The sequence below is a fragment of the Promicromonospora sp. NPDC060271 genome (genome assembly GCF_042726755.1).
In the GTDB taxonomy this organism is placed as follows: Bacteria; Actinomycetota; Actinomycetes; order Actinomycetales; family Cellulomonadaceae; genus Promicromonospora.
Window position 1 is genome coordinate 1 of sequence record NZ_JBHXBG010000151.1, and the last position, 12,992, is coordinate 12,992.

Annotated in this window: 11 protein-coding genes; 7 read left to right on the forward strand and 4 right to left on the reverse strand. The window is 70.7% G+C overall.

Going from position 1 to position 12,992, the window contains the following annotated elements:
• Window positions 1-94: 94 nt before the first annotated feature.
• The 4 genes from ACFWE2_RS19900 to ACFWE2_RS19915 form a co-directional block, all read right to left on the reverse strand.
• Entirely contained in the window at window positions 95-976 is an 882-nt protein-coding gene (locus tag ACFWE2_RS19900) for a hypothetical protein (protein ID WP_377225942.1), read from the reverse strand.
• A 139-nt stretch (window positions 977-1,115) separates the two neighbouring features.
• Window positions 1,116-1,820 carry a hypothetical protein gene (locus ACFWE2_RS19905; RefSeq protein WP_377225943.1) on the reverse strand — a complete coding sequence of 235 codons (705 nt, stop codon included), beginning with the start codon at window positions 1,818-1,820 and terminating at the stop codon, window positions 1,116-1,118.
• Between the two features lie 187 nt (window positions 1,821-2,007).
• Window positions 2,008-3,894, reverse strand: coding sequence for a LamG-like jellyroll fold domain-containing protein (locus tag ACFWE2_RS19910; protein ID WP_377225944.1), 1,887 nt, complete (start codon window positions 3,892-3,894; stop codon window positions 2,008-2,010).
• A gap of 71 nt (window positions 3,895-3,965) precedes the next feature.
• Window positions 3,966-4,763: an IclR family transcriptional regulator gene (locus tag ACFWE2_RS19915; RefSeq protein ID WP_377225945.1), complete on the reverse strand. Its 798-nt coding sequence runs from the start codon at window positions 4,761-4,763 to the stop codon at window positions 3,966-3,968.
• 189 nt (window positions 4,764-4,952) lie between these two features.
• Here ACFWE2_RS19915 and kduI point away from each other — a divergent pair, with 189 nt between their 5' ends.
• The 7 genes from kduI (at window position 4,953) to ACFWE2_RS19950 (ending at window position 12,954) form a co-directional block, all read left to right on the forward strand.
• Window positions 4,953-5,771, forward strand: a complete 819-nt coding sequence (gene kduI / locus ACFWE2_RS19920) for a 5-dehydro-4-deoxy-D-glucuronate isomerase (protein WP_377225946.1) — start codon at window positions 4,953-4,955, stop codon at window positions 5,769-5,771.
• Entirely contained in the window at window positions 5,768-6,571 is an 804-nt protein-coding gene (locus tag ACFWE2_RS19925) for an SDR family oxidoreductase (protein ID WP_377225947.1), read from the forward strand. Before kduI ends, ACFWE2_RS19925 begins: the two co-directional genes overlap by 4 nt.
• A gap of 100 nt (window positions 6,572-6,671) precedes the next feature.
• Window positions 6,672-7,772, forward strand: coding sequence for a sugar ABC transporter substrate-binding protein (locus tag ACFWE2_RS19930; RefSeq protein WP_377225948.1), 1,101 nt, complete (start codon window positions 6,672-6,674; stop codon window positions 7,770-7,772).
• A gap of 2 nt (window positions 7,773-7,774) precedes the next feature.
• The gene (locus ACFWE2_RS19935) at window positions 7,775-8,824 is read left to right on the forward strand and encodes an ABC transporter permease (RefSeq protein WP_377225952.1); all 1,050 of its coding nucleotides are present in this window, start codon (window positions 7,775-7,777) and stop codon (window positions 8,822-8,824) included.
• Window positions 8,821-10,407, forward strand: a complete 1,587-nt coding sequence (locus ACFWE2_RS19940; RefSeq protein ID WP_377225949.1) for a sugar ABC transporter ATP-binding protein — start codon at window positions 8,821-8,823, stop codon at window positions 10,405-10,407. Before ACFWE2_RS19935 ends, ACFWE2_RS19940 begins: the two co-directional genes overlap by 4 nt.
• A 2-nt stretch (window positions 10,408-10,409) precedes the next feature.
• Window positions 10,410-11,402 carry an ABC transporter permease gene (locus ACFWE2_RS19945; protein ID WP_377225950.1) on the forward strand — a complete coding sequence of 331 codons (993 nt, stop codon included), beginning with the start codon at window positions 10,410-10,412 and terminating at the stop codon, window positions 11,400-11,402.
• A gap of 61 nt (window positions 11,403-11,463) precedes the next feature.
• The gene (locus ACFWE2_RS19950) at window positions 11,464-12,954 is read left to right on the forward strand and encodes an aldehyde dehydrogenase family protein (protein WP_377225951.1); all 1,491 of its coding nucleotides are present in this window, start codon (window positions 11,464-11,466) and stop codon (window positions 12,952-12,954) included.
• Window positions 12,955-12,992: the final 38 nt, after the last annotated feature.

The window sequence follows — 12,992 nt, forward strand, 5'->3', positions numbered from 1 at the left end:
GGGGACCGTAACCCGCCGGGTTACGGCCCCCTGTCGCGTTACGGTCTCCCGGGGCCTGCTGAACGGGAGCCGGCTGGGGTGCCCGATCACTCGATCAGGCGGTCGCCGGCCACGTGCGCTTGGCCTCCATGACCCAGAAGGCGCAGAAGCATGCGATCTCCCACGCCTCGAGAACGAGCGCCGTGTACTCCGACCGCAGGGCCAGCAGCACCCCGGCGACCAGGATCCCGGCCAGCATCAGAATGACGATCGTCCGGTACGCCTTGACGCCCGGCCCCGTTCCGCCGAAGGTGCCCGGCCAGGCGTGGCTGGCCACGGCGCCCGCCAGGCTCAGGAACAGCAGGACTGCCGCGGCGAGATGGATGCCCTGAAAGCTGTCGTCCGCGAATCCGCGGAAAAGAACCAGCGAGAGAAAAGCCAGACCCAGCACGTTCGTGACGATGAACACCCATCTGGTCGCCTGGCGCTCCAGCAGAACGGGGATCGACCACTGGCCGAACCGTCGTTCCAGAACTACGAAGACGATGGTGACCGCGATCACGGCGCCGATGGTGATGCGCAGCGCGTTCACCGCCTCCTGACGCTCCTCGGCACCGAGGGAAGCGAGACTCTCGGTGAGGCCGGTCGGCACGAAGGCGACGAAGATCGCGTAGAAGCCTGCGACGTTGAGGGTGTAGTCCTCGAACGGCGGGGAGCCTCGATAGACGATGAGGCACACGGCCGTGCCCACCATCGCGCCGACGAAGATGTCGCGGATCGGACCCAGGTAGTACGCGCTGATTGACCCTTCCACCTGTCCGGTGAAGGCGAGGATCAGGATCGCGAGAAACATCAGCGCCGGTAGCGTCACGAGCATGAGCCGCAGATGGCGGTAGGTCTCGCGGGCCAGTACGCCGGCTCCGGAACCAGGAGTGGGCGGGATCTCTTGTGCGACAGCGTCTTTACTGTTGCTCATATGTTGATGCTCAGCCTGCACCGGGCTCGTGTCCAGGGGGCTTGGATTTATCACCCCTGGAGACCGTGGTGATCTTCGGGGCGAAGCTGCCCCGGCCGGGCCGGGGCAGCTTCGTTGTGAGGCCGAGGCCTGTCGGTTCGGTGGCTACCGGTTCAGCGAGCTACCGGTTCAGCGAGTAGGAGTTCACGCGGAAGTCGCGGCCGCCCGAGGACGAGGTGATCTCCCAGCCGAACTGGATCTGGTCGATCCGCACGCGCGGCATGTGGTTCTGGCCGACCAGCCACTGGCAGTGGGCGGTGATGTCGACCCACATGTTGGTGCTCTGGGACTCCGCGAGGAAGCTGTAGACGTGGTTCCCGCCGTTGTGGCCCTTGTAGTACCGCCACCGGCGCCCGCCGAGGGTGACGGTGGAGACGTAGCTGCCGATCGGGCCGACGTTGGACGTCCACTGCGTCCAGATCATGATCTCGTGGTCGTGTCCGTTGCCCCACACGTCATAGGCGGTGTTGTACGCCAGCCCGGAGCCCGAGGGCACCGTGACGTTGGCGGTGCTGTTGACGTTGCCCATGCTCCAGACGTCCCGGCCGAGCGTGTACGAGACGTTCGGGTAGGACTTGATGCCGCCGGTGTTGGGGTGGTTGGCCCACACTCCCCAGTTGTTGTAGGAGTTGGCCCAGATCGTCTGCGGCCCGTAACCGCTGCCCCAGACGTTGTTGTAGAGCGTGTACCCACCGTTGTTCCAGCTGCCCCACCGGTCGGAGGACGTCCAGGTGGCGGCCTGGGCGGGAGCCGGGGGAGCGAGCGTGACGCCGGCGACGGCGAGCGGAGCCGCGAGGGCGGCCAGGAGGAGTGATCGACGCTTCATCGGTTCTACCCTTCTGTCGCTGACAGCACTGTCAGCGTTCGGTAAAAGGATGGCTGTGCGCGCCGGAGTGCAAGCGCTTCGACGCGCGGGATCAATGCTGGCTGTGCATTGATATGGCGCGCCTGAGCGTAACCGCTTCGACGCACGGGAGGCAATGAGTTTGCAATGGGTGATTCTCCGGTCGTCCTCAGCGGCTCCTGGCCGTGAGGAACTGGTCCGGACGCAGCGCCCGCGAGACGATCCGCGTGTCACCGATCCAGCCGTAGAAGCCCTGCTCGTACTTCTCGTCGTACTGGGTGCCGCCGATCGCGAACGGCTTGCCCAGCGTGGAGATGCCCCGCGACTCCTCGGCGGCGTTGCGCACGATCCTGGACCCGTCGACGTACATCACCGTGTGCCGGCCGTCGTTGACGAGCGCGACGTGCGTCCAGCGCCCGACCGGGATCGCGTGGCTCCAGGAGGTGGGGTCGGCGTCGCCCGGCACCGGGTAGACGACGAACTGCAGGAACCGCTCGCCCGACAGGTTCAGGCTGCACGTGGGCTCGTCGTCGGACCAGCCGCTGTGCTTGCCGGCGTCACCTGCGCGGCCCTCCCAGCTCAGGATGCCCATCCAGGCGTGATCGCCCTCGAAGGGCTCCGGCAGCTTGAGGAACGTCTCGATCGTGTAGCCCGACTCGAACGTCGCGCTGTTCACCGGCGCGTCGGGGCCGGTCCGCAGCACCGCGCCGCGGTCGGGACCCTTGCCGCCGTCGAAGCGCAGGCTCGCGTGGGCCGGCTGGGCGTCGTGGTGCTCGGCCGACCAGGTCAGGGTCTCCGGGCCGCTGGCGTGCAGCAGCGACGAGGTGAGGTCGTTGCCGTTCCCGGTGAGGTCGCGTGCGACGGTGCCCGGCGCCACCGGGGCGCCGTCGGTCCCCACCGTGGCGAGCCCAGTGGCGAGCCCGGCCTCGTCGAACCGCCAGTACGCGACGGTGCCCTGCGGCATGACCGCCGACGGCGGGAGCGGCACGGGCAGCACCGGCGGGGCGAAGGCGGCGAAGCGCTCGTCGAAGTCGATCTCGACGGTGAACCGGTCGACGTCGCCGCTGAGCTCTACGTGCTCCGACTCCAGGGGCGTCGGGTCCTGCTTCGCCCCCAGCCAGGGCGAGAACGTCTCGACGTCGATCACGCCGCGGTCCAGGTCGAACGAGTAGTACCGCACCATGCCCGCGCCGCCGTAGTAGCGGTCCTGGTAGTTGGTGATGTGCAGGTGGACCAGGTGGCCGGCGTCATTCGTCATGGTCGTGCGGCCCGACGGCCAGTAGTGCCCGCCGAGCGCCAGGAAGATCTGGTCGTTGCCCCGGATCAGGCGGTCCCAGAGGCGCTGCCCGTTGTCGGAGAGGTGGGCGGTGCCGTCGTCCTCGGCCCAGACGAGGTCGTGGGTGGTCAGGATCGCGGGCAGCCCGGCGTGCTCGTCCAGCACGCCCTGTGCCCAGGCGAGCCCGGCGTCGGACGCGCGCCAGTCCAGCGCGAGGAGCAGCCACTCCCGGCCGCCGCCGCGGACCACGTGGTAGCTGTTGTAGCCGTCGGGGGAGGAGCCACCGTAGGTCTTCATCCGGGCGAACCGCCGCGGCCCGAAGGCGCGCAGGTACGGCGTGTCACCCCGCTGGTCGTCGCCGGAGACGTCGTGGTTCCCGGCCAGCACGCTGTAGGGCAGGCGGCCGGCGGCGTCGAACGCGCGGCTCGCCGCCCGCATCTCGGTCACCGTGCCGTGCTCCGTGACGTCGCCGAGGTGCGCCATGAAGACGACGTTGTCCCGCGCCTGCTCGCGCACGAGGTGGCGCAGCGTCGCGGCGACCGGTTCGGCGTCGGAGCCGCCGTCGTCCAGGAGGTACTGGGTGTCGGGCAGGACGGCGATCGTGAACCGCGGGTCCGCCGTGTCGGGGCGGCCTCCGCCCGACGTGGCGGGTGCGGCGGGCGCCGTCGCGGCGGAGGCCGACGCCGGTGCTGCGGTCGCGGAGGCTGCGGACAGGATCGGGACCGCAGCGGCTGCCTGGAGCAGGGACCGGCGGGAGAGCTTGTTTTCCACGCCTCGCATCGTGGCGGCGGCTGCTGTCGTCGGGGTGACGCGGAGCCGAACGGTGGCTGACGATCAGGCTCGGCGCCCGGTCAGCGCACCAGGCTGTTGTTGTGTACCGCCGCCAGGCGTGACTTCACGCTGAGCAGGGTCTCGATGATGAGGTCCTCGCGGCCGTCGCCGAGGCGGCTGATCGGCACCGCGACGCTCATGGCGTCCACCGCGTGCAGGCCGAAGGGGAGCGCGACGCCGAAGCAGCGCACGCCCAGGCACGACTCCTCGCTCTCGGTCGCGTAGCCCTGGTAGGCGGCGCGGTCGATGATCTCGAGCACCGCCTCCTTGTCGGTGGTGGTCTTCGGCGTGATCGCGGAGATCGACTCCGGCACGAGATCGGCCCGCGACTCCGCGGGTATCTCGGCGAGCAGGGCGCGCCCCAGCGAGGTGGCGTACGCCGGGAGGCGGCGTCCGACGGCGGAGTGCATGCGCAGCGGGTGCACCGACTCGCGCTTGGCGGTGTAGATGACGTCCGCTCCGTCGAGGCGTCCGAGGTGCACGGTCTCCTGCGTGGCGGCGGCCACCTCGTCGAGCACGGACGCGGCGCGGGCCAGCACCGGGTCGCCGTCGAGGTAGGCAGAGCTCACGACGAGCGAGTGGATGCCGAGCTGGTAGACGCTCCCGGTGGGGTCGGTCTGCAGCCAGCCGCGGTCGACCATGGTCCGCAGCAGCGCGTGGAGGCTGCTCTTGGGGATGCCGAGGCGTGTCGAGAGCTGCAGCTGGGTCCCGGGGCCGTTGGCCGCGATGTCGTCCAGCAGGTCCAGGGCGCGGGCCGCGGACTTGACCGGTCCGGCGTCGCCGGCGACCTCCTTGCGGAGTTCCTTCTGAAGCTGCATGAACGCTCTCCTTCGTCCTTCCACGCACCACGGTGGCGCACCACCGTGGCGGTCCTCGGGGTGAAACAACACTACCGCGAGTTCGCATATATGGACAGGTTTCCACCCCTTGACCAGTGAGCGCGATCACGTCTATCGTCGGGCAAGTTCACATAGACGAACACAGTTCACAAATCGAGGGGTGACTGCGTGATCCAGGTTCGATATTCGACATCTCCGTCCGGTGCGGAGACTGCTACCACTGCGGACCTGCGCGAGAACTTCCTGGTCGGAGACCTCTTCGCGAGCGGAGAGGTCCGGGGCACGTACACCCACGACGACCGGATGGTGATCGGCGGTGCGGTTCCCGGGGCTGGCCAGGTCGGCCTCCCCGCCTGGTCCGAGATACTCGGCACCGAGAGCCACCTCGAGCGTCGCGAGCTCGGCGTCGTCAACGTGGGCGCCGCCGGCCACGTGGTCGTCGACGACGAGAAGTTCGAGCTCGACCACCTCGACGGCCTCTTCGTGGGCCGGGGGAGCGAGGTGTCCTTCGTCGGTGCCGACGCGGCCTTCTACTTCGTGTCCGCCCCGGCCCACGCGACCTACCCGACCCGGGCGCTCGTCCACAGCGAGGTGGAGCCCGTCGCGCTCGGCTCGGCCGAGGCCGCCAACGAGCGCAACCTCTTCCGCTACGTCTGGGGCCAGGACGTCAAGTCCTCGGTGCTCCAGTTCGGCGTCACCGTCGTGTCCGGCGGCTCGGTCTGGAACACGTTCCCGCCGCACCTGCACGGCCGCCGCACCGAGATCTACTGCTACGTCGACCTCGACGAGCAGGACCGCGTCTTCCACTTCATGGGCGAGCCCGGCGCCACCCGCCACCTGGTGCTCCGCAACCGCGAGGCCGTCATCTCCCCGCCGTGGTCGATCCACTCCGGGGCAGGCACCGGGTCGTACGCCTTCATCTGGGCGATGGCCGGGGAGAACAACTCCTACACCGACCTGAGCCCCGTGCCGCTGGAGGACCTGTGACCACGGGCCCGGCCGTCGGGACGGCCACCGAACCGGCCACCCGAGCCCGCTCACCCTTCGACCTGCGGGGCAGGTGCGCGGTGGTGACCGGCGCCGGGCGTGGCCTCGGCCGGGCGATCGCGCTCGGGCTCGCCGGGGCGGGCGCCGACGTGGTCCTGCTCGGCCGCAAGGGCAACCAGGACACCACCCGCGACCTGGCCGCCGACCTCGGCGTCGAGGCCGACGTCGTCGACCTGGACGTGAGCGACCTCGACGCGGTCGAGCGGGTCAGCGCCGAGCTGAACGACAGCCGCCAGGTCGACATCGTGATCAACAACGCCGGGATCATCGACCGGGCGGACTCGGTCGCCGTCGGCCGCGAGTCCTGGCAGCGGGTGCTCGACGTCAACCTCAACGGGCTCTTCTTCCTCACCCAGCAGCTCGGCCGGCCGATGGTCGAACGGGGCCACGGCAAGATCGTCAGCATCGCGAGCCTGCTGTCCTTCCAGGGCGGCCTGCGGGTGGTGTCGTACGCCGCCAGCAAGCACGGCGTGGCCGGGGTGACCAAGGCGCTGGCCAACGAGTGGGGACCCCACGGCGTCCAGGTCAACGCCATCGCGCCGGGCTACATGGTCACCGACAACACCACGGCGCTCCGTGAGGACGCGGACCGCTCCCGCTCCATCCTCGACCGCATCCCGGCCGGCCGCTGGGGCACCGCCGAGGACATCGCCGGCGCCGCGGTGTTCCTCAGCTCGCCGGCCGCCGACTACGTCAACGGCCACGTCCTGGCCGTCGACGGCGGCTGGATGGCCCGCTGATCCACCTTCCCCACCAGTCCCACCACCCAGTCCCACCACTCAGCCCCACCACTCAGTCCCACCGCCGGTCACCGGCACCGAACGAAACAGAGGAACGACAATGAAGTTCACCTCTCGACACATCACCGCTCGGCACGCGGCAGCCGTCATCGGGGTCACCCTGGTGGCCGCCGCCCTCACGGGCTGCACCGAGGAGGCCGGCGGTGGCGCGGCCGCCGCCGGGGGCGACGCCGCCTGCGAGCCCGCGGACGTGACCCTGGTCGGCCAGGTGCGCAACGAGTCCAACCCCTACGAGGCCGCCTGGCTGGACGGCGGCGACGCCTTCGCCGAGCAGGTGGGCCTCACCCAGGAGCGCCTGACCTACGACGGCGACTCCACGCGCCAGCAGGAGCAGATCAGCCAGCTCCTCGCGGGCGACACCGAGTGCCTGGTCATGAACATCCTGCCCAACGGCGACTCCGACACCCCGCCCATCGTGGAGGGGGCCGAGGAGGCGGGCGCCTACCTCGTCACCCAGTGGAACAAGCCGGCCGACCTGAACGTCACCGACTACGACCGGTGGCTGTCCCACATCACCTACGACGGCATGGAGTCGGGCAGGCAGATCGGCGACGCGCTGGCCGAGGCCATCGGCGGTTCGGGCGGCATCGTCGCCCTGCAGGGCATCCTCGACACCGGCGCCGCGAAGGACCGCTTCGCGGGGCTCGAGGAGTCGCTGGCGGCCAACCCGGACGTCGAGCTGCTCGACGACCAGACCGCCAACTTCTCCCGCGCGGAGGCGCTGGAGGTGACCAAGACGCTGCTCACCAAGCACGGCGACGACGTCAAGGGCATCTGGGCCGCCAACGACGACATGGCGCTCGGCGCGCTCGAGGCGCTGCAGCAGGCCGGCCGGGACGACGTCGCGGTGGTCGGCATCGACGCGGTGCCCGACGCCCTGACCGCCATCGAGGACGGCACCATGACGGCGACCGTCTCCAGCGACGGCCCCTGGCAGGGCGGTATCGGCCTCGCCATCGGCTACTGCGTGGCCACGGGCGAGCTCGCGGTCGAGGACATCGCCTCCGATAACCGCGCCTGGTTCGCCGAGCAGTTCCTCATCCAGCAGGACAACGTCGCCGACTTCGTCTCACCGGAGGTCAGTGAGGACGACTTCGCCTGCGACAACCTCTTCAGCCGTTCGCAGGGCGCGATCTCGTGACCATGGCACCCTCCACCGAGAAAGGCACAGGGGTCGGCACCGGAGCCGGCACCGACGCCGACACCGACGTCGTGCCGGCAGGGCGCCCCCGGCCTCGGCGGAGGGTGTCGCTCCGGGACGCCGGTCCGCCGATCGCCCTTGTCGTCGTCTTCGGCGTCTTCGCGGTCCTCAGCCCCGACTTCCGGACCGTCTCGAACGTGCAGAACGTCCTGGACGCCGCGGCGGTGCTCGCGGTCGTGACCTGCGGCATCAGCTTCGTGCTGATGATGGGGTCGATCGACCTGTCAGCTCCCGGGATCATGGGGGCTGCCGCGATCACCGTCGCCCTCCTGGCCGCCAACAACCGCAACGACAACGACCTGGGACTGCTCGCGGTCGCGGTCGCCGTCCTCCTCGCCGCCGCGCTCGGCTGTCTCAGCGGGCTCGCGCTGGTCGTGCTGAAGGTGCCGTCGTTCATGACCACCCTCGGCATCTCCGCGGTGGGTCTCGGCCTGGCCACCCTCATGTTCGCCGGGGTGCAGCCCAACGTCTCCGACCCGATGCTGGAGGGCTGGGCGGTCGAGCGGTTCGGTGGCCTGGCCCGCCTGACCTGGATCGCGCTGGCCTGCGTGCTCGTGGGTGTTCTCGTGCAGCGCTACACGCGCCTGGGCCGGTACGCGTTCGCGATCGGCGGCGCCGAGGAGGTGCTGGCCCTCTCCGGCGTGCGGGTCGCGCCCTACAAGGTCGCGGTCTTCACGATGGCGGGCGCGTTCTACGGCCTCGCCGGCGTGCTGGTCACGAGCCAGCTCGGCGCGGGGCTCGTCCAGGCGGGCAGGGGCTACGACTTCTCCGCCATCACCGCCGCCGTCGTCGGTGGCACGCTCCTCACCGGCGGCCGCGGCGGCGTCCTGCACTCCACCGTCGGGGTGCTGCTCGTGACCGTCCTGACGAACGGCCTGGTCCAGGTGGGGGTGAGCCCCTACTGGCAGGGCGGGGTCCAGGGCCTCATCGTCGTCGCGGCCGTCGCCGCAGCCGTCATCCCACAGCGTCATAGGAACCAGGTGACCAAATGACCACCAACCTGCAGACCCAGCCCGCCCCGAGGGTGCAGGCACCCGCACCCGCCCTCGAGGTGCGCGGCCTGGTCAAGCACTACCCGGGCGTCAAGGCGCTCGACGGCGTCGACCTGGTCGTGCGCCAGCACGAGGTGCTCGGCCTGGCCGGCGAGAACGGCGCCGGCAAGTCCACGCTGCTGAAGGCCCTGGTCGGCCTGGTCCGGCCCGATGCCGGCGAGATCTGGGTGCGCGGGGAGCGGGTGCGGCTCAAGAGCATCATGGACGCCGCCGACCACGGCATCGGCATGGTGTTCCAGGAGCAGTCGCTCGTGCCCAACCTCACCGCCGCCGAGAACATAGTGCTCGGCAGCGAGGGGCCGGGCGTACGCCGCGGCGTCTACCGCTGGAGCACGATGCGCAGGCTCGCGCAGGAGCAGCTCGACAAGATCGGGTCGCACATCGACCCGCTGGCCCGCACCGACACCCTGAGCTTCGCGGACCGGCAGATGGTCGAGATCGCCAAGGTGCTCCGCATCGAGGAGCGCACGTCCCACCCGCCCGTGATCATCCTCGACGAGCCCACCTCGGTGCTGGAGGCCAAGGAGATCGAGACCCTGTTCACCCAGGTGCGGCGGCTGCGCGAGTTCGCGTCCGTCGTCTTCGTCTCGCACCGCCTCGACGAGGTGCTCGACGTCTGCGACCGGGTGGCCGTGCTGCGCGGCGGCCGGTCGGTGGGGGAGCTGCCCGCAGCGGACGCCGCCCCGGCCGAGCTGCACCGCATGATGATCGGCTCCACCGGGTCCGACGACCACTACCACGGAGCTGTCGCCAAGGGGTCGGGCGAGCAGTCCGGCGAGCAGTCCGACGAGCACCGCAGGCCCCGCCTCGTGGTCCGCGGCCTGACGGGCAAGACCTTCCGGGACGTCGACCTCGACGTGCACGCCGGGGAGATCGTCGGCATCGTCGGCGTACACGGCTCCGGCCGCGAGGACGTGTGCCGGGCGCTGTTCGGCGCCGAGCCCACCACGTCCGGCGAGGTGGTGCTCGACGGCGAGCGGCTCGACCTGTCCGGCACCCGCGCGGCCTGCGCCGCCGGCGTCGGCTACGTGCCCGCCGAGCGCAAGACCGAGGGCATGGTTGGGCCGATGTCGGTGGCCGACAACATGACGCTCACCAAGCAGCAGGCCCGCTGCACCGGTCCGGTGGTGCGGCCGCGCAAGCAGGCCACGCTCGTGGACCGGTGGATCGAACGGCTCTCGATCCGCACCCCGCACCGGGGCACCGCCATCCAGCGCCTGTCGGGCGGCAACCAGCAGAAGGTGGTGCTGGCCCGCTGGCTGGTGGCCGGCGACATCCGGCTGCTGCTGCTCGACCACCCGACCCGCGGTCTGGACATCGGGGCCCGCTCGGAGGTGTACCGCCTGATGCGGGAGCTCGCGGCAAGCGGCGTCGCCACGGTGCTGCTCGCCGACAGCCTCGAGGAGGCGATAGGCATGTCCGACCGGATCGTCGTGATGAGCGACGGCCGCGCCACCGCCGAGGTCGCAGCCCCCGCCGGGGGCAAGCCGACCCCGCTCGACCTCGTCAAGGAGATGGTCTGACCATGTCCGCACCCGTCCTCACGACGCCGGCCCCCGACGCCGCCGTCCTGGCGCGGCCCACCGTCGGCCAGCGGCTCACGTCGTTCATGCCGGTCATCGCGCTCGTCGTGCTGCTGACAGCGCTGACGATCGCCGACCCCGCCTTCCTGACCCTGAACAGCCTCACCGCGGCGGTCCGCACCTCGGCGCCGCTCGTCGTGCTCGCGGCGGGCGCGACCCTGGTGGTCCTGTGCGGCGGCATCGACCTGTCGATCGCCGCGCTCTGCTCGCTCGCGACGGTCTTCTTCGCGCTGTGGCTGCCCGACCTCGGCGGGCTCACCACGTTCGCGATCGTCGCGGCCACCGCCGCGATCGGGGCGCTGCAGGGCGTCACCCACGTGCTGCTGCGCATCCCGTCGTTCATCGTCACCCTCGGCGGCATGAGCATCTTCTCCGCGATCGCCCTGGTGATCTCCGACGCCGGGCCGATCCGGGTGGTCGACCGGGACGCCACCAACTGGCTCACCCTCTACGTGGGCGGCGTCGTGCCGATGGCGTTCGTCGTCGCGCTGGTGGTCGTCGTGGCGATCTCCCTCGTGCTCCGGCTCACCCCGCTGGAGACCTGGGTCCGCGCCACCGGGTACTCCGAGTCGGCGGCCCGGCTCGGCGGCGCGCCGGTCGACCTGGTCAAGGTCGCCGCGTTCACCGTCTCGGGTGCGTGCGCCGGCCTGGCCGCCGTCATGCTGGTCTCCCGGAACTTCAGCGGCAGCCCGTCGATGGCCGACAACCTGCTGCTCCCCGCGGTCGCGGCCATCGTGGTCGGCGGCACCGCCATCACCGGTGGCCACGGCTCGCTGTGGCGCAGCCTCGCCGGTGCGCTCGTGGTGACGCTGCTCCGGGTCGGGCTGCCGATCGTCGGTGTCCCGTCGGCCTGGGAGCAGATCCTCTACGGCGCGATCATCGTCGCCGCCGTCGCGCTCACCCTCGACCGGTCGAAGGTCCTCGTCATCAAGTAGCCGCGACCCCTGTCCCCGACCCACGAACGACCTCGAACCCTCGAAACCACGGAAGGCTCCCATGTCCGAGAATCCCCAGCTCCTGCCCGCCGTCTCGAAGTTCCTCTCCTCGCCAAGGCAGCTGCTGATCGACGGCGAATGGGTGGACGCGAAGGACGGCAAGACCTTCGCGACGGTCAACCCAGCGACCGAGGACGTGCTCGTCCAGGTCGCCCAGGCCTCCGCCGTCGACGCCGACCGTGCGGTCACCGCGGCGCGCAACGCCTTCGAGCACGGTTCGCCCTGGTCACGGATGACGCCGCGCGACCGCTCCCACCTGCTGTGGCGCATCGGCGACATGATCGACGAGCGCACCGAGGAGTTCGCGCAGCTCGAGTCGCTCGACAACGGCAAGAGCCTCGCGTCCGCGCGCGGCGACGTCGGGGTGGCCGCCGAGCTGTTCCGCTACTTCGCGGGCTGGGCCACCAAGATGGAGGGCACGACGATCCCGATGTCGGTGCCCGGCCGCGACTTCCACGCCTACACGCGCCGCGAGGCGATCGGCGTCGTCGCGGGCATCGTGCCGTGGAACTTCCCGCTGACCATGGCAGCCTTCAAGATCATCCCGTCCATCACGGCAGGCAACACGGTGGTGCTCAAGCCCGCCGAGCAGACGCCGCTCACCGCGCTCCGGCTCGGCGAGCTGCTGCTGGAGGCCGGCGTCCCTGCCGGCGTCGTCAACATCCTGCCCGGGTTCGGGGACGCGGGCGCCGCGCTGGTCGACCACTACGGCGTCGACAAGGTCGCCTTCACCGGCAGCACCGAGGTGGGCAAGAAGATCGCCGCGGGCGCCTCGAAGAACCTCAAGAAGGTGTCGCTGGAGCTCGGCGGCAAGGCGCCCAACATCATCTTCGCGGATGCCGACCTGGACGCCGCGATCGCCGGCGCCGCCCTGGCGGGCTACTTCAACGAGGGCCAGTGCTGCGTCAACGGCTCGCGCCTGTACGTCCAGCGCGAGGTGTTCGACCAGGTGGTCGAGGGGGTCGCCGCCGCGGCCAGGGCCATCAAGGTCGGCGACGCGTTCGACCCGGCCACCACCATGGGCCCGCTCGTCTCGCAGGAGCAGCACGAGAAGGTCATGGGCTATGTGCGCGGCGCGGTCGCCGACGGCGCCACGCTCGCCGCGGGCAGCCCCGACCCGGCCGCCGACCGCGGCTACTTCTTCTCGCCGACCCTCATCACCGACGTCACCGAGCAGATGGCCGTCCAGACCGACGAGATCTTCGGCCCCGTCATCACCGCCATCCCGTTCGACACCGAGGACGAGGTGGTCGCGGCCGCCAACAACACGGTCTACGGCCTGGCCGCGGGCGTGTGGTCGAAGGACCTCGGCACCGCCCACCGGGTCGGCGGCAGGCTGCGGGCCGGCACGGTCTGGCTCAACACCTGGCACGCGGACGACGTCACGCTCCCGCGCGGCGGCTTCAAGCAGTCCGGCTGGGGCCGCGAGCTGGGGTCGTTCGGTCTGGACGACTACACGGAGCTCAAGACGGTCATCGCAGAGCTGCGCTGACCGCGCGCCGCGGTCCGGGCGGCCGGCCCCGAACGGGC